Annotated in this window: 24 protein-coding genes and 1 pseudogene; 9 read left to right on the top strand and 16 right to left on the bottom strand. The window is 74.4% G+C overall.

The genetic code is table 11. The features are described from left to right. Positions 1–243: 243 nt before the first annotated feature. From ACUY4T_RS10460 to ACUY4T_RS10475, 4 genes are all read right to left on the bottom strand, one after another. Complete coding sequence (locus ACUY4T_RS10460; protein WP_446018878.1) at positions 244–507, bottom strand: DUF4190 domain-containing protein; 264 nt, start codon at positions 505–507, stop codon at positions 244–246. A gap of 307 nt (positions 508–814) precedes the next feature. Further along, positions 815–1,219 (bottom strand): YybH family protein, encoded by a 405-nt coding sequence (locus ACUY4T_RS10465; RefSeq protein WP_446018879.1) that lies wholly within the window; start codon positions 1,217–1,219, stop codon positions 815–817. A gap of 68 nt (positions 1,220–1,287) precedes the next feature. Continuing rightward, on the bottom strand, positions 1,288–2,490 hold the full coding sequence (locus ACUY4T_RS10470; RefSeq protein WP_446018880.1) for a glycosyltransferase: 1,203 nt from the start codon (positions 2,488–2,490) through the stop codon (positions 1,288–1,290). Then, a complete protein-coding gene (locus ACUY4T_RS10475; protein WP_446018881.1) occupies positions 2,487–3,179 on the bottom strand; it encodes a TetR/AcrR family transcriptional regulator in 693 nt (230 codons plus the stop codon). Before ACUY4T_RS10475 ends, ACUY4T_RS10470 begins: the two co-directional genes overlap by 4 nt. A 358-nt stretch (positions 3,180–3,537) precedes the next feature. On the opposite strand from ACUY4T_RS10475, the gene ACUY4T_RS10480 reads away from it, so the two are divergent. Continuing rightward, positions 3,538–4,542, top strand: coding sequence for a DNA-formamidopyrimidine glycosylase family protein (locus ACUY4T_RS10480; protein WP_446018882.1), 1,005 nt, complete (start codon positions 3,538–3,540; stop codon positions 4,540–4,542). A 2-nt stretch (positions 4,543–4,544) separates the two neighbouring features. Further along, the gene (locus ACUY4T_RS10485; protein WP_446018883.1) at positions 4,545–4,964 is read left to right on the top strand and encodes a hypothetical protein; all 420 of its coding nucleotides are present in this window, start codon (positions 4,545–4,547) and stop codon (positions 4,962–4,964) included. Between the two features lie 24 nt (positions 4,965–4,988). Here the strand turns inward: ACUY4T_RS10485 and ACUY4T_RS10490 are convergent, their stop codons facing one another. Together ACUY4T_RS10490 and ACUY4T_RS10495 are read right to left on the bottom strand one after the other, a co-directional pair. Then, a complete protein-coding gene (locus tag ACUY4T_RS10490) occupies positions 4,989–5,915 on the bottom strand; it encodes a hypothetical protein (RefSeq protein ID WP_446018884.1) in 927 nt (308 codons plus the stop codon). Between the two features lie 81 nt (positions 5,916–5,996). After that, a complete protein-coding gene (locus tag ACUY4T_RS10495; protein ID WP_446018885.1) occupies positions 5,997–6,212 on the bottom strand; it encodes a hypothetical protein in 216 nt (71 codons plus the stop codon). A 146-nt stretch (positions 6,213–6,358) separates the two neighbouring features. Between ACUY4T_RS10495 and ACUY4T_RS10500 the strand changes: the two genes are divergently transcribed. Next, positions 6,359–7,147 carry a helix-turn-helix transcriptional regulator gene (locus ACUY4T_RS10500; RefSeq protein ID WP_446018886.1) on the top strand — a complete coding sequence of 263 codons (789 nt, stop codon included), beginning with the start codon at positions 6,359–6,361 and terminating at the stop codon, positions 7,145–7,147. Positions 7,148–7,187: 40 nt separating this feature from the next. Here the strand turns inward: ACUY4T_RS10500 and ACUY4T_RS10505 are convergent, their stop codons facing one another. The 8 genes from ACUY4T_RS10505 to ACUY4T_RS10540 all read right to left on the bottom strand — a co-directional run bounded on the left by ACUY4T_RS10505 (position 7,188) and on the right by ACUY4T_RS10540 (position 13,256). After that, the gene (locus tag ACUY4T_RS10505; RefSeq protein WP_446018887.1) at positions 7,188–7,964 is read right to left on the bottom strand and encodes a VOC family protein; all 777 of its coding nucleotides are present in this window, start codon (positions 7,962–7,964) and stop codon (positions 7,188–7,190) included. Positions 7,965–8,113: 149 nt separating this feature from the next. After that, positions 8,114–8,857 carry a DUF1361 domain-containing protein gene (locus ACUY4T_RS10510; protein WP_446018888.1) on the bottom strand — a complete coding sequence of 248 codons (744 nt, stop codon included), beginning with the start codon at positions 8,855–8,857 and terminating at the stop codon, positions 8,114–8,116. A gap of 12 nt (positions 8,858–8,869) precedes the next feature. Then, positions 8,870–9,082 (bottom strand): DUF4190 domain-containing protein, encoded by a 213-nt coding sequence (locus ACUY4T_RS10515; protein WP_446019032.1) that lies wholly within the window; start codon positions 9,080–9,082, stop codon positions 8,870–8,872. A 66-nt stretch (positions 9,083–9,148) separates the two neighbouring features. Beyond that, entirely contained in the window at positions 9,149–10,192 is a 1,044-nt protein-coding gene (locus tag ACUY4T_RS10520; RefSeq protein WP_446018889.1) for a VanZ family protein, read from the bottom strand. Between the two features lie 9 nt (positions 10,193–10,201). Further along, positions 10,202–11,107, bottom strand: a complete 906-nt coding sequence (locus tag ACUY4T_RS10525) for a 3-methyladenine DNA glycosylase (RefSeq protein WP_446018890.1) — start codon at positions 11,105–11,107, stop codon at positions 10,202–10,204. A gap of 46 nt (positions 11,108–11,153) precedes the next feature. Continuing rightward, the gene (locus tag ACUY4T_RS10530) at positions 11,154–11,471 is read right to left on the bottom strand and encodes a hypothetical protein (RefSeq protein WP_446018891.1); all 318 of its coding nucleotides are present in this window, start codon (positions 11,469–11,471) and stop codon (positions 11,154–11,156) included. Positions 11,472–11,505: 34 nt separating this feature from the next. Continuing rightward, the gene (locus ACUY4T_RS10535) at positions 11,506–12,528 is read right to left on the bottom strand and encodes a 1-aminocyclopropane-1-carboxylate deaminase (protein WP_446018892.1); all 1,023 of its coding nucleotides are present in this window, start codon (positions 12,526–12,528) and stop codon (positions 11,506–11,508) included. Further along, a complete protein-coding gene (locus ACUY4T_RS10540) occupies positions 12,525–13,256 on the bottom strand; it encodes a GntR family transcriptional regulator (protein ID WP_446018893.1) in 732 nt (243 codons plus the stop codon). The genes ACUY4T_RS10535 and ACUY4T_RS10540 overlap by 4 nt, the downstream gene beginning before the upstream one ends. 135 nt (positions 13,257–13,391) lie before the next feature. Between ACUY4T_RS10540 and ACUY4T_RS10545 the strand changes: the two genes are divergently transcribed. The 3 genes from ACUY4T_RS10545 (at position 13,392) to ACUY4T_RS10555 (ending at position 15,846) form a co-directional block, all read left to right on the top strand. Next, the gene (locus ACUY4T_RS10545) at positions 13,392–13,823 is read left to right on the top strand and encodes a VOC family protein (RefSeq protein WP_446018894.1); all 432 of its coding nucleotides are present in this window, start codon (positions 13,392–13,394) and stop codon (positions 13,821–13,823) included. Positions 13,824–13,898: 75 nt separating this feature from the next. Beyond that, positions 13,899–15,422, top strand: coding sequence for an ATP-dependent DNA ligase (locus tag ACUY4T_RS10550; protein WP_446018895.1), 1,524 nt, complete (start codon positions 13,899–13,901; stop codon positions 15,420–15,422). A gap of 16 nt (positions 15,423–15,438) precedes the next feature. Next, on the top strand, positions 15,439–15,846 hold the full coding sequence (locus ACUY4T_RS10555; RefSeq protein ID WP_446018896.1) for a VOC family protein: 408 nt from the start codon (positions 15,439–15,441) through the stop codon (positions 15,844–15,846). Between the two features lie 6 nt (positions 15,847–15,852). Here ACUY4T_RS10555 and ACUY4T_RS10560 read toward each other — a convergent pair whose 3' ends face one another. Then, positions 15,853–16,461, bottom strand: coding sequence for a dihydrofolate reductase family protein (locus tag ACUY4T_RS10560; RefSeq protein WP_446018897.1), 609 nt, complete (start codon positions 16,459–16,461; stop codon positions 15,853–15,855). A gap of 109 nt (positions 16,462–16,570) precedes the next feature. On the opposite strand from ACUY4T_RS10560, the pseudogene ACUY4T_RS10565 reads away from it, so the two are divergent. The 3 genes and pseudogenes from ACUY4T_RS10565 to ACUY4T_RS10575 form a co-directional block, all read left to right on the top strand. Next, positions 16,571–16,675, top strand: a pseudogene (locus ACUY4T_RS10565) (histidine phosphatase family protein); the annotation flags it as partial. Between the two features lie 32 nt (positions 16,676–16,707). Further along, on the top strand, positions 16,708–17,187 hold the full coding sequence (locus ACUY4T_RS10570; protein ID WP_446018898.1) for a histidine phosphatase family protein: 480 nt from the start codon (positions 16,708–16,710) through the stop codon (positions 17,185–17,187). A 73-nt stretch (positions 17,188–17,260) separates the two neighbouring features. After that, positions 17,261–17,806: a hypothetical protein gene (locus tag ACUY4T_RS10575; RefSeq protein ID WP_446018899.1), complete on the top strand. Its 546-nt coding sequence runs from the start codon at positions 17,261–17,263 to the stop codon at positions 17,804–17,806. A gap of 43 nt (positions 17,807–17,849) precedes the next feature. Here ACUY4T_RS10575 and ACUY4T_RS10580 read toward each other — a convergent pair whose 3' ends face one another. Continuing rightward, positions 17,850–18,587 (bottom strand): maleylpyruvate isomerase family mycothiol-dependent enzyme, encoded by a 738-nt coding sequence (locus tag ACUY4T_RS10580; protein WP_446018900.1) that lies wholly within the window; start codon positions 18,585–18,587, stop codon positions 17,850–17,852. Positions 18,588–18,594: the final 7 nt, after the last annotated feature.

The following is an 18,594-nucleotide window of genomic DNA, read 5'->3' on the forward strand; positions in this document are numbered from 1 at the left end:
CCGACGCCGCACGCCCCTCGGAGTCCGACCGCGCCGCCGCCTGACGCTGCGGCCTTTCCTCCCGCCCCGCCCCGCCCCACGCCACACCCCTCCTCCCGCGCCGATCTTGTGCAGAAGATGGGCCTCTGGCACGCCGGATAACGTCCGTTGCTGCACGAGATCCCGCCCGGGCGGGGCGGGGCGCGGCGGGCGGGGCGCGGGCCGGGGCCGGGGCGCGGCGGCGGCGACCGGCGGGCGCAGGGCTCAGCCGGAGGTGCTGGAGAGCGCCAGACCGCCCCAGATCAGGAAGAACATCAGCACGAGCGCGCCGGTCACCACGGCGAGCCAGCCGACGATGACGGCCGTCAGTGCGAGCCCTCGTCCGCGCTCGCCGGTCTTCGAGATCTGCGACAGCGCGAGGTGGCCGAAGACGAGGCCGAGGATGACGGTGAACCAGACGGTCACGAAGGCGATGATCGCGAAGGTGTTCCAGCGTTCGGTCTGCGGGGCGGGTGCGGAATCGGTCATGGCGCGACGCTAGTGCCCGGCCCGCGCGCCGACCGGGTCGGAGGGCCCATGGGTGTGCCCGTTCGTGAGTCCCGGGTCTGGGCACCCTGCTGACCTTCGACGTCGCCCGCGCGCCCGCAGTCCCGGCTCCGGCGTGCCGCCCGTTCGCGCTGACCCGCCCCACGCACGCGCGGGATCTCGTGCAGAAACGGGGCATTCGCTCGCATGGAAACCGTCCGATACTGCACGAGATGCTTCGGATACTGCACGAGATGCCGCCGCAGGGCGCCGCACGCACGCGCGCGGGCGCGCGCGCCGGCCCGGGCCGTCAGACCGCCGACGAGATCGCGTCGGCGTGCCGGTGCACGACCTTCCAGCCGTCCGCCTCGCGGCGGTACACCTGGGTCGCCCGAATCGTGAAGTCGCGCTTCGTGCCATCCATCGTGGTCGACACGCGCTCGTACCCGACGGTGTACGCCAGGTCGCCGCGCACGTCCCACGTGACGAGCTCGATCGCGTAGTTCGTGCAGTCCGAGAAGCTCGTCGCGAGCACCTCGAACGCCTCGACCAGCTCGGGCCGGTTCGACGCGGTGCGCCACGCCCCGAGCACGCTCACCGGCTCCTCGCTCGACCAGATCCGCTTGCGCGGGCCGGCATCGCCGTCGAACAGCGCCCGTTCGGCCTGCGCGAGCGACGTGTACACCCAGTTCAGGAACTCCTCGCGGTCGTTCATGGGTCCAGCATGCCCCTGTTCGCGTCCGCGCGCCCGGATTTCGCGCCCGATCGGGCCCGGCACCGAGCTCAGGCGACGCGCTCGAGCACCCGCACCGCTTCGCCGGCGCCGTCCTCGTGCGACATCCGCTCGGCCACGGATGCCACGGCCGCCCCGTACCGCGGCACCTCGACCAGCGCTGCGGCGAGGCGCTCGGCGGTCAGCCGCTTCGGCCGGATGGCGGCCGGGCCGAGCCCCCGACGGTGCAGGTGCGCGCCCCAGAACGGCTGGTCGGCGATGAACGGCACGATCACCGAGACGCTGCCCGCCGCCATCGCCGCGTGCACCGTGCCGGCGCCCCCGTGGTGGACGGCGGCGACGGTACGCGGCAGCACCGACGCGTGGTCGACCGAGGGGCGGACGAGCACGTCGTCGCCGTCGACGTCGCGCGGCACGTCGATGCCGCCGAGCCCGGTGGCGACGAGCAGGCGGATGCCGCGGGCGCGCGCGGCGCCGACGAGCTCGCGACCGCGCGCCGCGGGGTCGCCCGCCGCCATGGAGCCGAAACCGGCGTACGCCACCGAGCCGGCGGCGAGGAAGGCGTCGAGGTCGGCGTCGATCGGGGCCGCGGCATCCGTCCACCCGGCGGGCGACCGCCACGGGCCGGTCAGCGCGACGGTGTCGGGCCAGTCGGCGGGGCGTCCGAGGATGGCGGGGCTGATCGGGATCAGGCGGGCCGCGGGCGGCGAGGAGTGCCGCGGCCGGCGCGAGCCGAAGACCGCCGCCGCCTCGTCGACCTCGCGGCCGAACATCGCCCCGGCCCCCGCGGCGGCGCGGTAGCTCAGCCGGTTCAGCACCGGACCGAGATCTCGCGCGGTCATCGTGGAGAACTCGCGCGTCGGCGTCATCGCCGGCACCGGCTCGACGACCACGTGCGGCACGCCCAGCGCGTCGGCTGCCACGGGCGCCGAGAGCACCTTCGGATGCCACACGATGACGTCGGGCCGGAGGTCGGCCGCCGCCTTCGCCGCGTTCACGATCACGCCGCGCATCACGGGGCGCACCACCTCGCGGAGGTTGCGCATCGCCGCCATCGGCGACACGCCCTGCGACTGGATCATCGCCGAGAAGTCGACTCCGAGGCTGCGCACGTCGATGCCCGACAGGTCGACGCCCGAGTGATCGGGCGCCGCCAGGTGCACCTCGTGTCCGGATGCCGCTGCCCGGCGCGCGAGCGCGGCGAAGGGTTCGACGTCGCCGCGGGATCCGGCGGTGACCAGGAGCATCCTCATCGGGTCGTCTCCTCGGTGGTGGTGGGAGTGGCGGTGGCGGCAGTGGGGGTGGCCGTGGGGGTGGCCGAGGAGGCGGCAGCGGTCGTGTCGGCGCCGGTCGCATCGAGCAGCCGCTCGTCGGTCGTGAGCCCGTGCGAGTAGAGCTCGGCGAGCGGCACCGAGAGCCGACCGAGCGCCGCGCCAGGGTCGCCGCCGGCCCACGCCGTGAGCGGACCGAGCATGAGGAACGGGGCGACGCCGAGCACGACCAGGGTCGCCGCCTGCGCTTCGGGGTCGCGCGATGCGCGGAGCCATCCGCTCGCCGAGCCGTCGGCGACCATCGCGCGCGCCACCTCGAGCAGCCGGGCGAACAGGGCGTCGGATGCCGCGCCGCCGTCGCCGAGCATGCGCGCGAGGTACGGTCCGTACGTGCCGAGCACCTCGCCGAGCACGTCGGATGCCGCGGCGGCGTCCTGCTTCTCGGCGATAAAGCGGGCGACGCGCGCGTCGCACTCCTCGCGCAGCGCCTGCTTGGTGCCGAAGTGGTGGGTCACGAGCGCCGTGCTGACGCCGGCGTGCCGGGCGATGTCGCGCACCGTCGCGCCCTCGAAGCCGTGCGCGGCGAAGCGGTCGAACGCGCTCTGCACGATGCGGGCGCGAGCCGTGAGGTCGCTCGCCGCAGGACGCTCTGCCTCGGATGCTGTACGCATGTCCAGCATCCTGTCACACCGTACAGCGCCAGCGGAAGGGACTCACCTCTCGCGCAGTAATCGGGGTTCTCGCACGCCGCGAAGGCCCCATTACTGCACGAAACGGCGCCGGGGCGGGCGGTGCCGCCCCCGCGGGGCCCGCGCGGCGGCGTGGACTGCGACCGGGGGCGACGGTGGGTTTCGTGGAGTAATGGGGGCTCTCGCGCGGTGCGAAGGCACCGTTTGTGCGCGAGAAGGGCGGGCGTGGGGCGTGGGGCGTGGGGCGTGGGGCGGGAGGGTGAGGGGGTGAGGAGGAGCGGCGTGAGGAGGTGCGCCGTGAGGGGTGTTGGGGGGCGGCGCGGTCTGGGAGGCTGGCGGCATGCCCGAATCGCCCGAGGTGCAGGCGCTCGCCGACGAGCTCGATGCGGAGTTGCGCGGGCGCGCCGTCGCCGAGGTCGACGTCGTCGAGTTCCGCGTGCAGAAGACCCGGGCCCGACCACTCGAGACGCTCATCGGCCGGCGCGTCGCGGCCGTCCGCCGCCGGGGCAAGCTCATCGATGTCGCCGTCGATGGCGGCTCCCATCTCGTCGTGACGCTCGGCCGGCACGGGTGGGCGCGGTGGGTGGTCGAGAATGGCGACCCGGATGCCGCCGGCGCGGCCGATCCCGGCGCGGCGAACGCCGGCGCGGCCGATCCCGGCGCGGCTGGAACCGGCGCGGCCGACCCCGGCGCGGCCAGCAGCGGCGCGGCCGGGACCGGCGCGGCCGGAACCGTTGCGGCCGGCCCCGGCTCGGCCGGCGCCGACGCCGCCCCGCCCCCGGCGCTCGCCGCCATCCGGTTCGACGACGACCGCACGCTCGAGCTCACCGACGCGGGCGGATGGGTCTCGCTGGGCGCCTGGGTCGTCGACGATCCCGCGCAGGTGCCCGCCGTCGCGAAGCTCGGTCCCGACCCGGGCGATGCGTCGTTCGCCCGCGCCGACTTCGACCGCGCGTTCCGGGGGCGCCGCAAGCAGGTCAAGGCGGTGCTGCAGGAGCAGGAGTCGCTCGCCGGCATCGGCAACGCCTACTCCGACGAGATCCTGTTCGCGGCGCGCCTCTCGCCCGTGGTGCACGCGGCCGCGCTCGACGGCGACGCGCTGGACCGGTTGTACGAGGCGACCGTCGGCGTCATCCGCTCGGCCATCGAGGCGCGTCGAGGCATCCCGATCGCCGAGCTCAAGGCGGCGAAGGTCGCCGCGATGCGCGTGCACGGGCGGGCGGGCGAGCCGTGTCCGGGGGAGTGCGGCGGCACGATCCGCGACTTCACGTTCGGGAGCACCACCGCGCAGTACTGCCCCGACTGCCAGACCGGCGGCGAGCTGCTGCCGCTCAAGCTGGAGTGAGCGTGGCGGGCGGGCACGCGGCATCCGCTCGGCCGATCACGGTCGTCGTCGACGTGGCCAACGTGATGGGGTCGAGGCCCGACGGATGGTGGCGCGACCGCGCCGCCGCGGCGACGCGCCTGCTCGAGCGGATGCCGCGCCTCGACGGTGCGGCGATGGAGCTCGACGGCGAGTCGGTCACCGTCGCCCGGGTCGTCGCCGTCGTGGAGGGCCGGGCGCGGGAGGCGACGGCGCCCGTGGGCGTCGAGGTGGTCGCCGCACCCGCCGACGGCGACAGCGCCATCGTCGAGGCGGCCGTCGACGCGGTCGGCCGGGGCGAACGCGTGCTCGTCGTCACCGCCGACCGGGGACTCCGCGCTCGGCTGCCGGCGGCGGTCGCGGCAGTCGGTCCCGACCGCGTGAACGCGATCATCGGGCGGTGATCCCGCGGGGCCGGGCCGCCGGGGTCAGGCCGCGCCGACCACGCCCTCCCACCGGCCGGGACCGTCCCCATCAGGCGAGGTGACCTGCCACGCGATGGCGGGCGCGCCCGCCTCGGTACCCGCGACGAGCGCGGGGTCGGCGAGGCGGGCGGCGATCGCCTCCGCCTCCGCCGTCGTCACCTTCGCGACGAGCACCGCGGGGCGTCCGGGTCCCTCGAGCAGCACCTCGGCGTGCGGGTACTCCTCCGAGATCGCGGCCAGCTCGTCGATCAGCTCGGGCGAGGTGAGCCCCTCGGCGTAGGCGAACTTCAGCCACCGCTGGTCGTCGCGGAGCGTGAACGTGCCGCCGCGCTCGAACAGCGGCGTCCGGCGCAGTTCGTCGAAGCGCTCGGTCACCCGGTCGGGTTCGAGCAGCACGGCGTACGGCCAGCCGTCGACGAACGAGAGCCCGACGACGCCGTCGACCTCGGAGGCGAGCAGCAGCCCGGCGAGCGCGCCGCGGGTCACGGCGGCATCCGTCGTCGGATGCACCTCGATCGACCACCAGGGGTCGGCGCTCACCGGCGCGCCCGTCGTCGCGCCATCGACGGGGGGATCCGCCCGCATGGTGATCGGGTCCTCCCACTCGAGGTCGTCGGCGAGCAGGGCGATGCCGTCGGATGCCGCGAGCACGGCCTTCGGCGCGGCATCCGGCTCGATCGTCACCGTCGTGAACCGCGGGTTCTCGTCGCGCGGCTCGACGCCGCCGATGTCGACCGAGGCCACGCCGTCGAGCTCCGCGATGCCGTCCTGCAGCGCCTGCTCGCGTTCCGCGTCGGTGAGCGGGGCGGGCGGCGTCGACGGTGACGGCGTGGCGCATCCGGCCAGTGCGCCCAGGGCGAGCACCAACGCGGAGGCGACGAGGGCCGGGCGGAGTCGGCGTCGGCGGGCGGACGCGGCGGTCGGGCGCATCAGTCGAGCATGCGCGAAGGCCGCCCGAACCTCAACTCGGGGGTCCGGCGCCGCACGACGCCGCCCGGACGACGCGGCGGGTCAGCGACCGATCGGCACCATGGCGTGCGCGTGGCGGTGGGGCCAGTGCAGGCGGTGGATGTGCAGGCGGAACCGGTGCTCCTCGAGGTGCCGTGCGGGCGGATGCGCGGCGTCCTGCCGCTCGAGCACCATGCGCCGCCGTTCGAGGTCGCGCTGCAGCCAGACGTCTCCGCCGTACTGCGTCCGATTCGCGGTGAAGTCGTTGGCGAGGTCCATGGTGCGCTCCGCGTGCCCTGCCGGGTCGCCTCGAATCTACGCTCGGCGCCCTGCGCCGGTCGATACGCAGATCCACGCACCCCTCGCGGGGGACGAATGCGCGGAATCCGCACCGGGCGCGGGCGCGCGGGACTAGCCTGACGGGCATGCGCTCAGTCGACGCGCGCGTCGCGGACTGGGTCGCCGTGGTCGCCGAGCTGATCGCGCAGGGTCGGCTCGACGGGACCGGGCTGGATGCGACGCTCCACGGGCACCTGATGACCGCCTTCGATTCGGGGGTCGTGATCGTCTGCGCGCGCGACGCCTCGGGACTGGTGGTCGCCGACGGGACCGCCCGCGGCGAGCCGGAGTTCGCCGGACGCCCGCTCGACGAAGCGCTCGAGCTGCTGCGGCCCTCGATGCAGACGCCGCTGCTCGACGCGCATCCCGTCGCCGCGTGGTACGCGGCCACGGGGTCCGCCGACCCGGTCTCGCTCACCGAGTTGCCGTCCGAGTTCCGTCGCGGCGCTGCCGCGCTCGAGGTGCTCGACGTGCTCCGCCGGATCGACCTCGTCGAGGAGCTCTGCATCCCCGTCGAGTCGTCGCGGCGTCGGCAGCGCATGCTCGTGATCGGACGGCCTGCGGCCGATGCCTACTCGGACGACGACCTCGAGCTCGCGAGGCGCCTCCAGCCGCTGCTGCGCGCGCTGGACCGCCACGCGCGCAGCCGTCGTGCCCGCGAGACCGAGGCGCTCCTGCACGGGAGCCTCTCGGCGAGGGAGCTGGCGATCCTCGCGGGCGTCGCGCGCGGCCTCACCTCTTCGGCGATCGGTGCGAAGCTCGGCATCTCGCCGAGGACGGTCGAGAAGCACCTCGAGCACGCGTACCGCAAGCTCGGCGTGCGCGACAAGGTCTCGGCCGTGCGGGTCGCCGGGGAGGCGCACCTGCTCGGGTAGGCGCGACGCCCGCCCGCCCGCCCGGCTCCGGCCCGACCCGTCAGGCCTCGACGGCCCGCGCTGCCACCGCGAACTCGGCGCCCGTCGGGTCGGTGAGCGCCGCTCGGCGCCCTCCCGGCAGGTCGCCCGGCGGCACCACGAGGCGCGCGCCGGCGGCGACCGCGCGCTCGACCGCGGCCTCGACGTCGGCGACCCCGAAGGCCACGCTCCACGAGGGCGGAAGGTCGTCGCCGACCAGCCCGCCCGCGTCGAGGATGCCGGCGTGGTTGCGCCCCCCGTGGCGGTAGACGGCGTAGCGGGGCTCGCCCTCGCCCCGTTCGATCTCCCAGTGGAACGCGTGCGCGTAGAACCGCTCGGCCGCGTCGAAGTCGCTCGCCGCGAGCTCGAACCACGTGGCGGTGTCGACCTCGCCGAACGCCTCGAAGCCGGCCATACCGCCCGGCTGCCAGTACCCGACCACCGCGCCGGTCGCGTCGATCGCGAGGCCCATCACGCCCAGGTCGGGGATGTCGAGGGGGTCGAACAGCACCGTGCCGCCGGCCTCGGCGATCGTGCGCGACGTCGCCGCCGCGTTGTACGACAGCAGGTAGACCGTCCAGTGCGGGGGAGCCGGATCGCCCTCCTGCCGCCGCGCCGCGCCGGCGACCCGCTTCCCCTCGTGCCGGAACGTCACGTACCCGCCGTACCGCTCCTCGTCGCCGCGTTCGGCCTCCCAGCCGAACAGGTCGCCGTAGAACGCGACGGTCGCATCGAGGTCGGTCGTGCTGACGTCCACCCAGGCGGGTGCGCCGGCGACGAGGTCGTCGGATCCGGGCATGGTGCCTCCCGTTCGATCGGAGCGTGCGGCCCTCGGGCCCACTCACGCCCGCCGCGCGGGCGACGGGCGTACTCGTGGCGAGGCTAGCACCGCGGCATCCGTTCGCGCAGTGCCCCGAGCGGGTGCACGGGCACCGCCCAGCCACGGAGTCATCCGACGCTCGTCCCCAGCGCCTCGTACGCGGCGAGGTACACGGGCACGTACACGAGCGCGAGCAGCACCGCATGCGAGGCGATGAACCCGGCCGCCTCCGCGATCCGGCCGTCGCCCGAGAAGTACTCGCGCGTCTTCGCGACCATCGACGCAGGATGCCGCACGTCCCAGCTGTTGAACCGGAGGTACCGGCCGAGGTGCACGCCCACGGCGCCCAGGACGATCACGGCGGCGGCGAACCACCAGCTGCCGGCCGGAGGGCCCGACGACACGGATGCCGGGTCGACGACGATCACGATGAAGGCGGTCTGCACGAACGCGAGGCTGAAGACGGCGTTCGCGATGCCGGAGAGGGTCAGGGTCAGCGTCTGGACGATGTCGAACCACAACGGCACCGGGTCGTCGGCACCGCGGTGGCTGAAGTTCAGCTCGGTGATGAGGTAGATCGAGTTCGGGAAGAACAGCACCCAGAGCGCCGTCGCGACGACGAGGTAGGTCCACTCGAGTGCCGGCGCCGCGCCGGACACCGCCACGGGGAGCGCGGCGAACAGCGGGACGAGCGCGAGCAGGAGGGCGAACGCCCCGACGGCCCCGATCACCGGAAGGAACGACAGGCCGACGTTCAGCACCATCGGCCGGTAGAGCGGCACCCGGTACACGCGGGCGCGGAGGACGATGAGCAGCAGCGCGTAGACGTTCAGGAGCACGACCGAGATCGCGCCGACGAGCACGGCGTTCACGCGCCGCCCCGGTCAGCCCTGAGAGTTGGCGATGTAGAGGCCGCCGGTGACCAGCACCAGGATCAGGATCGCCAGTCCGATCAGCACGCCGATCCACCCGAGGATCACGGCCGCCAGCGCGAGACCGTGCCCGCGCTCGCCGGTGCGCTTGATCTGCGAGAGCGCCATGTAGCCGAAGACGAGGCCGAGGATGCCGGTGAACCACACGGTGATGAACGCGACGATGGCCTAGACGTTCCACCGTTCGGTGGCCGGGGCGGGGGAGGTTTCGGGAGTCGTCATGGCAGGAGACTAGCCGCGGGCGGGCTCGCGGCCGGGAGCGCGCGCCGCCACGACGTCCGCGTCCATGCCGGAGAGCGTCGACGCCAGCCCGCGGCGACCGCGCGAGGCGAACACGGCGATGATCGACACGACCGCGAACAGGTCGGCCCATGGGCCGCCCAGCGTCGAGAGGGCGACGAAGCCGCCGATGCCCGCCGCGAATCGGATCGGCCGCGCCAGCCAGGCGGGCATGCGGCGCTCGCGCCCGCGCACCAGCACCACGTGCTCGCCCAACGTGGAGGCCGTCGCCCCCACCGACACCGCCTGGGGAAGCAGCGACGCGAGCACTCCGACGGGCGTCGTCCATTCCGGGAGCCCGTCGCCGAGCCGTTCGGACGCGACCAGGATCACCAGTTCGACGACGGCCTGCGTCGTCGCGACCACGATCACGTCGATCAGCATCCCCATGAGGCGGCGGCCGGCGGTGACGCGAGCCGGCGCGGCTCCGGTTCCCTCGCGGCCACGGCGGCGTGCGCGCAACGGCAGGGCGGCCAGGGCGCCGAGGGTTGCCCCGAGGGTGTTCGTGACCAGGTCGCCCGTGTCGAAGAGGCGGTAGGCGCAGGGGAACAGGCCCCACACCCCGGTGAGCTGCGTCAGCTCGATGAGGAGGGAGCCGCCGAGTCCGACGACGGTCGCCGTGACCACGCCGCGTCGGCTGAGCAGCACGACGAAGGCGCCGAGCGGCATGAACAGCAGCACGTTGAAGGCGATCTGCTGCACCGCGGGGTTGCGCAGCGGGTTGCCGCCGTCGGCGAGCCGGAAGATCTCGGCCACGTCGGCGAAGGGGTTCAGCTCCGCGCCGACGCACGCGTACGCCGTCGTCGCGGGGATCGGCGTGAGCGTGTAGGCCCACAGCCCGACCAGGTAGACGATGAGCGCCAGCCACGCGACCAGCCGTGCGGCCGAGAACCCCTCCCGTCGTCGGTACGAGGCCGCGACGATCGGAACGATGGCGAGCACGATGACCGCCGCGCCGACGATCAGCGCGAGCACGCCCGGCAGCACGCGTTCCATGGTCAGAGCCTAGGCTCCGCGAGTGGCCGGCCCCGGCCGGGGACCCGCCGCCGCGAGCAGCCGTGCGCGGAGCAGGTTCGCCCGTTCGGCGAAGCCGCGCTGCCGCCGCACGTACTCGGCCTTGCCCTCGGGCGTCTCGATGCGCACCGGCTCGCCGCCCCAGGGCGCCATGTCGTACGGCGACGCCTGCATGTCGAGGTACCGGATGTCGCGTGCGAGCTCGAACGCGTCGAGCAGCACCTCGCCCGGAGCGAGCGGGCCGAGCTTCACCGCCCACTTGTAGACGTCCATGCCGGCGTGCAGGCAGCCGGGCTGCTCGAGGTCGGGCTGCGTCTCGCGGGTGGGGGCGAAGCGGTTGCGGGGCGCGGCATCCGGCGTGAAGAACCGGAACGCGTCGAAGTGGGTGCAGCGGATGTCGTGCGCCTCGACGACCTCGTCGGTGGCCGCCTGCCCGAGCCGGAGCGGCACGGGGTGCCGGTGCTCGCGCTGGCGGTAGACCATCGCCCACTCGTGCAGGCCGAAGCAGCCGAACTGCCCGGGGCGCGCGGCCGTGCGGGCGAGGATCCGCTCGACGAGCCCGACCATCGCGCCCTTCTCGCGCCGCATCCCCTCGGCGTCGACGACGAGGCTGCCGGATGCGGCGCCCGGGGCGTACCACCGCCACTCGGCGCGCGGCGTGCCCGCGGCATCCGCCAGCTCGACGCCCGCGCCCGGGTGCCACCGGCGCAGCAGGCCGGGCGAGTAGGAGTAGTAGGTGAAGAGGAAGTCCTCGATGGGGTGCGCCTCGCCGCGCGCCCTGCGGGACCGATGAGCGGAGGTCAGCGCGTCGGCCCGTTCGGCGTGCGCCGCCTCACGGGCGCGCCACTCGACGGCGTCGAGCACGTCGGCGTCGCGGGTCGGAGCGGCGGAGGTCACCCGTCGAGGATAGGCGTCGACGTCGAGGCGGACCCGCGTCGCCCGGTCAGGGCGTGGTCTCGTCGACGAACGCGAGCGCGTCGGCGGTGATCGCGGCCCACTCCTCGTCGCGCGAGAGGGGCACGACCGCCCACTCGCGCATCGGTCGGCCGCGCATGACCATCGGGCCGAGTCCGAGTTCGGCGATGCGAGCCTCGGGGAGCTTCACCACGAGGTCGCCGTCGCCGGCGACGAAGGCGAAGAGCTTGCCGCGGACCGAGTACCCCTCGGAGCCGAACATGCGGCCGACCGACACGTCGGCCCGATCGACCAGGTCGGCCGCGGCCGTGGCGAGGCGCTCGCGCCCCCGGGTGCGTGCATCCATGCGCTGACCGTACCGCCGGCCGGTGACATCCGTCTCAGTGGTAGCGGCCGGAGTACGCGTTGAGGGCGGGCTGGCCGCCGAGGTGGGCGTAGAGCACGTTCGAGTCCTTCGGGATGTCGCCCGAGGAGACGAGCTCGATGAGCCCGGCCATCGACTTGCCCTCGTAGACCGGGTCGAGGATCACGCCCTCGAGGCTGCCCGTGAGCCGCATCGCTTCGTCGGTCGACTCGACCGGGATGCCGTAGAGCTCGCCCGCCCAGCCCTCGAGCACGGTGATCTCGTCGTCGCGCAGGTCGCGGCCGAGGCCGATGGTCGACGCGGTGTTCCGCGCGATGCGCGCCACCTGGTCGCGCGTCTCGTCGATCTTCGCCGACGCGTCGATGCCGATCACGCGGCGCGGGCGTCCGCCGAAGTTCTGCTCGAGGTCGGCGAAGCCCGCGATCATGCCCGCGTGTGTCGAACCGGTCACCGAGCACACCACGATCGTGTCGAAGAACACGCCGAGCGCCTCCTCCTGCGCCGCCACCTCGTGGGCCCAGTTCGCGAAGCCGAGGCCGCCGAGCGGGTGGTCGGATGCGCCGGCGGGGATCGGATAGGGCGTGCCGCCCGCGGCCTCGACATCCGCGATCGCCTGCTTCCACGAGTCGCGGAAGCCGATGCTGAAGCCGGCCGGGGAGAGCCGCACGTCGGCGCCCATGAGCCGCGAGAGCAGGATGTTGCCGACCCGGTCGTTGACGGCGTCGGGCCAATCGACCCAGTGCTCCTGCACGAGTACGGCCTTCATGCCGAGGTGCGCGGCGACCGCCGCGACCTGCCGCGTGTGGTTCGACTGCACGCCGCCGATCGAGACGAGCGTGTCGGCGCCCTTCGCGAGCGCGTCGGGCACGAGGTACTCGAGCTTGCGGGTCTTGTTGCCGCCGAAGGCGAGGCCGCTGTTCACGTCCTCGCGCTTCATCCAGACGCGGGCGCCGCCGAGGTGGGCGCTGAGGCGGTCGACGGGGTGGATCGGGCTCGGCCCGAACGTCAGCTGATGACGGGGGAAGTCGGCGAGGGTCATGGTGCTCCTGCTTCGGTGATGGGGGAGTGGGCCTCGTCGTCGAGGTGGAGCAACCGGCCGAGGGTCGACCAGTTGTCGTGGGTGGCGCGGCTCGCCTCGTCGGCCCGGCCGGCGGCGCAGTGCTCGATGATGCGATCGTGGTCGGCGACCGACCCACGACCGGCGAGGGAGCCGAACCGCGCGCGCTCGAGGCGGCGCAGCAGGGGCGTGACCTGCTCGAGCAGGCCGGGCAGCAGCGGGTCGGCGCTCGCGCGCACCGCGATGCCGTGGAACGCGTCGTCGGCGGCGATCGCCGCGTCGACGTCGTCGGCCCGTAGGGCCGCGGCGAAGGCGGCGTTCGCTTCGCGCATGGCCGCGAGGTCGGCGGCGGTCAGCTGCGGCACCGCCTCGCGGACGGCGAGCGCGTGCAGCGTCGCGGCGATGCGCTGCGCGGCGAGCGCCGTCCGCACGTCGAGGGGCGCCACGACGGTCTGCTTCGCCCGCCGCGTCTGCACGAGGCCGGCGGTCTCGAGACGGGCGATGGCCTCGCGGATGGGCGTGCGGCTGACGCCGAGCCACTGCTCGAGCTCGGGATCGCGGAGCCGTTCGCCGGGGGCCAGACGGCCGGCCACGATCGCGTCGCGCAGCTGCGTGTACGCGTAGTCGCGCAGCGACGCCGGGCGTTCGGCGCGAGCCTGGTCGGGCAGCGGCATGCAATATATTGCAGCGGATGCCACGGCCTCCGTCAAGTGCCGAGCGAGGTGGCGCTCGCATCAGCCTGCGGGGGTCGCGGATGCCGGCGACCGGCCGTACGGTGTGGACATCCGGAGCGCGGCATCCGCTCGACCGGGCGCCGACGCTCGAACGCGAACCCTGGGGGGACCATGGCCAACCTCGTCGTGCACTTCGAGATCCATGCGAGCGAGCCGCAGCGGCTCATCGACTTCTACTCCGACCTGCTCGGCTGGCGATTCGCGCAGTTCGGCGACATGCCGTACTGGACGATCGAGACCGGCGACGGTGCGATCGACAACGTCACGGAGGCGCCCGGGCTCGGCATCAACGGCGGCCTCACGCAGCGCGAGGGCCCGGCGCCCGCCCCGGGATCGCCGGTGAACGGGTGCAACGTCGTCATCGGCGTCGACGGCAGCATCGACGACCTGGCGGCCCGCGCGACCGAACTCGGCGGCAGCGCCATCCAGCCGCCGGAGGACATGGAGGGCGTCGGCCGGGTCGCCTATCTTGCCGACCCCGAGGGCAACCCGTTCGGGCTCATCTCACCGGTGCTCTCCGACGGGCGCACGATGATGTCGTAGCCGCGGGGCGGCGCCTCGTCGGCGGCCGGCGCTCGATCGGAGGCGGCTGTCGGAGGCCGGTGCGAGGATGAGCGGGTGCTGCTCGAAGAGCTCGTCGCCACCGCCGAACGCGTCGCCGCGACGCGGTCGCGCCTGGCGAAGGTCGACGCGCTCGCCGAGCTGCTCGTGCGACTCGAGCCCGATGAGGTCGCGCCCGCCGTCGGGTTCCTCGTCGGTCGGGCCCGACAGGGGCGGGTCGGCGTCGGATGGCGCGGACTCTCCGGGGCGCTCGGCGAGCCCGCGGAGGTCGCATCGCTCGCCGTCGGCGACCTCGACGCCGCCCTCGACGAGCTCGCGACGGCATCCGGGGCGGGATCGAGCGCCGCCCGGGCGCAGACGTTGCGTCGGCTCGGGTCGCGGGCGACCGCGCGGGAGCAGGACTTCGTCACCCGCGTGCTGCTCGGCGAGGTCCGCACGGGGGCACTCGAGGGGGTCGTGACCGACGCGATCGCCCGCGCCGCCGACCGATCCGGCGACGTGGTCCGCCGCGCCGCGATGCTCTCCGGCGACCTCGGCGAGACCGCCCGCATGGCGCTCACCGGCGCACCCGGCGAGCTCGAGGCGGTCGGGCTCGTCGTGGGGCGGCCCGTGCAGCCGATGCTCGCGGCATCCGCCCCCACGGCCGCGGCCGCCGTCGAGCAGGTGGGCGAGGCGTCGGTCGAGTACAAGCTCGACGGCGCGCGCATCCAGGTGCACCGCTCGGGTGACGACGTTCGCGTCTTCACGCGCAACCTGGCCGACATCACCCACCGCGTGCCCGAGGTCGTCGAGGTCGCGCGGGCGCTCCCGGTGCGCGACGTGATCCTCGACGGCGAGACCCTCTCCCTCGACGAGGACGGCGCGCCGCGGCCGTTCCAGGACACGATGGCGCGCTTCGGCGCCGAGGTGGAGCGCGAGGTGCTGCTGCATCCGTGGTTCTTCGACGTGCTGCACGTCGACGGGCGCGACCTGCTCGACGAGCCGCTCTCGACCCGGCTGGCCGAACTCGAGCGGGTTGCGGGGCCGCACCGCATCCCGGGCGAGGTGACGGCCGACCCCGAGGCCGCCGAACGCGTCTCCCGCGAGGCGCTCGCCGCCGGGCACGAGGGCGTGCTCGTGAAGGGCATCGACTCCGCCTACGCGGCCGGGCGCCGGGGGTCGAGCTGGATCAAGGTGAAGCCGGTCCACACGTACGACCTCGTGGTGCTCGGTGCCGAGTGGGGGTCGGGGCGCCGCACCGGCTGGCTGTCGAACCTGCACCTCGGCGCACGCGACCCCCAAGGCGAGTTCGGCGAGCCCGGCGGGTTCGTGATGGTCGGCAAGACGTTCAAGGGGCTCACCGACGAGCTGCTGCGATTCCAGACCGAGCGGTTCCCCGAGATCGAGACCCGGCGCACCGCGTCGACCGTGTTCGTCGAGCCGGTCACCGTCGTCGAGATCGCCATCGACGGGGTGCAGCGCTCAAGCCGGTACCCGGGCGGCGTCGCGCTCCGGTTCGCGCGCGTCAAGCGCTACCGCGACGACAAGCCGGCCGGCGAGGCCGACACCATCCAGGCGCTGCGCGGGCTCCTGCGCGGCTGAACGAGGGGAGTGCTCCATGGGCGACGAACGGGGCCGGGTGCGACAGCTGCGGCTGGTCGTCGAGGCCGCCGACTTCGACGAGGCGCTGCGGTTCTACCGCGACGTGCTCGGCATGCCCGAGGCCGAGGCGTACAGCGGGCCCGACGGCGCCGAGGTAGTGATCCTCGACGCGGGGCGCGCGACGCTCGAGCTGTCGAATCCCGCGCAGGTCCGATTCATCGACCGGGTCGAGACCGACGGCGGTCGGAGCGACCGGCTGCGGGTGGCGCTCGAGGTCGACGACGCGGCATCGGTGGCCGACGAGCTGGTCGAGGGCGGCGCCGAACTCGAGGCGACGGCCCGCGAGACGCCGTGGCGGTCGGTGAACGCGCGCCTGCGCGGGCCCGCCGGGCTGCAGCTCACCCTGTTCCAGGAGCTCGACTGATCGGGCTCAGTCGCCCATCCGGAGGCCGGTGACCGGCGCGCCCGCCGGCTCGAAGACGAGCGAGATCGCTCCCTTCGGGAACGCGACGGGAGCCTGCGCGAGGGTGAACGCGGCCGGCACCGCGCCCGTGTCGAACAGCCGCTTGCCCGTGCCGAACGCGATCGGGTAGACGAACAGGTTCAGCCGGTCGACGAGGCCGGCGGCGAGCAGCGATCGCGCGAGCGCGCCACTGCCGATGACGTGGATCTCGTCGAACCGCTCCTTCAGCGCGGGGACCTCGGCCGCGACATCCGTCACGACCGTCGTCCCGGTCCACGTCGGCTCGGCGAGCGTGCGGGAGGCGACGAACTTGGGCACCCGCTCGAACGTCGCGCCGATCGGGGTGTCGGCGTGATCCGGCCAGTACCCGGCGAAGATGTCGTACGTCGTGCGTCCGAGCAGCAGGGCGTCGAGGCGCTCGATCCCGGCACCGATCACCGCCCCCGACACCTCGTCGATGTACGGCGCCTGCCATCCGCCGTGTTCGAACCCACCCGACGGGTCCTCCTCCGGCGACCCCGGTGCCTGGTACACGCCGTCGAGTGTGGTGAACAGATCGACCTCGAGCCTTCCCACGGCCGCCCCTCTCCTCGGGGCCACGCTATCGGGACCCGGATGCGGCGTCGAGGGCGCGAACGTGGCGCATCCGGCATCCGCTCAGCGGCCGCGACCTAGGCTGGAAACCATGCGCCTCGCCCTCGTCCGCCACGGACAGACCGACTGGAACCTCGACGGGTTGAGGCAGGGGCGCACCGACATCCCCCTGAACGCGACGGGCCGTGCGCAGGCCGCCGCCGCCTCGGCGCGCCTCGTCCGGACGGAGTGGGACGTCGTCGTCAGCTCGACGCTCGGCCGCGCGCGCGCGAGACCGCCGAGATCCTCTCCCGCGGGCTCGACCTGCCCCTCGGCGGTACGTACGAGGACCTCGTCGAGCAGGACTTCGGCGCGGCCGAGGGCACGCTGGTCGCCGAGATCGACGCCCGCTGGCCGGGCCGCGCGTTCCCCGGCAAGGAGGCCGACGAGCACGTCGGGCCCCGCGGCCTGCGCGGGCTCGAGCGCGTCGCGGCGGAGCACGCCGGCGCCCGGGTGCTCGCCGTCGCCCACGGCACGCTGGTCCGCCACGTGCTGGCCGAGATCAGCGGCCACGACGCTCGCCACTACCCGCGGCTCGACAACCTCTCGATGTCCGAGCTGCAGCGCGCGGATGCCGCGTGGGAAGTGCTGACCGTGGGTGGCGCGCCCTTCGCCGAGGTGCGGGACGGCCTCGACGCGGCCGCCGACCTCGTGCGCCTCGCCGGCTGAGGCGGCGAGCCGGAGCGCGACGCGCTGGGAGCCTCCCGGCCGAGCGGGGTCGGTCCGGACGTATGATCCGGAAATGGAGGCACCGGGAAGCACCACCCTGGTCGTCGTCGGCGAGGAGGCGACGACCGCGATCACGTCCCTCGCCGGGCTGCCGAACGTCGAGACCGCGTCGTTCGCCGCGATGACGGATGCCACCGACGCCGAGGTCGTCACGTGGACCACCACCTCCGACGCACCGTACGTCGTGCACGACCGCGACCCGCTCGGCCACGTCGCATCCGCCTGGGTCGAGTTCTACGACGAACGCGCCACCCTCGGCGTGCTGCAGCTCGAGATCGAGCACCTCGTCGACGCGATCGACCGGCACGAGATCCGCGTGCCCGACTACTACGTCGTCGTCGAGCCCGAGGCGATCCGCGGCACCTGGCGGCACTGGTGGCTGGGCGTGCTCGCGGCGGCCTCGCCGAATCGCGTGATCCCGTGGGCGCCGGGGGCGGCCTCGCCCGCCGCGCTGATCCACGGGCTGCCGACCGCGCGGGCGTGGCCCGACGTGCACGAGTGGCTGCCCGGCGTGGTGAGGGCGGTGCCCGACCGGGTGGGCCTCGGGCCGGCCGCGTAGCCGCCCCGGGTCGCCGCCGGCCGGGCCGACGGGTCCCGGGCGGTCAGAGGTGCACGGGCGTCGTGGCGAGCTCCGTCGCGGCGGCGACGTCGCCCTCGACGACGAAGCGCCCGGGGGTCGACAGCTCGGCGCGCTCCCAGAGCAGCAGGGCCAGGTCGCCCACCTCGCCGACGATCGAGGCGGCGGGCGTCGCGTCGCCGCCGTTCGCCCGGCCGAGCACCCAGTCGGGCGACACGAGCCACGCGTCGTCCGAGTCGACGGCGGTGAGCCCGACCGACCCGGGAAGCGCGCGGATGCCGCGGCGTCGCGCCTCCGCCATGAAGACCTCCCCGAACTCGTCGACGGCGTCGGCCCGGCCGGCCGCGCCCACCTCGGCGGGGAACCGCGGGTCGGGGTCGACCGCCGTGCGCAGGTCCCACAGGTGCTTCGCGCCCTCGTGCGCCATCCGCCGCTGCCAGCACGCCGCGGTGCCGCTCGCGCCGTAGAGCGCCGGCACGGGCCGGTCGGGGTCGGCGTCGGCGAGTGCGCGGAGCAGGCGCTCGGCGCCCTCGCGGAACCAGTCGACGCGGTCCGCGTCATCCGGTCGCCGGAAGGCGCCCCGGACCGCGGGCGACCCGGTGCGCACCTGCTCGGCGGCCCAGCGCTGGATCTGGCCGAGGTGGTCGACGAGGTCGCCGGCCGTCGGCCAGATCGTCGACCGCACCGGGGCGGCGGGATCGGTCGTCTCGGCCTCGTCGGCGAACGCGCGGATGAGGGCGGCGAGGTCGTCGGGTCGCGGCATGCCGTCC

This window comes from Agromyces arachidis, assembly GCF_052805135.1.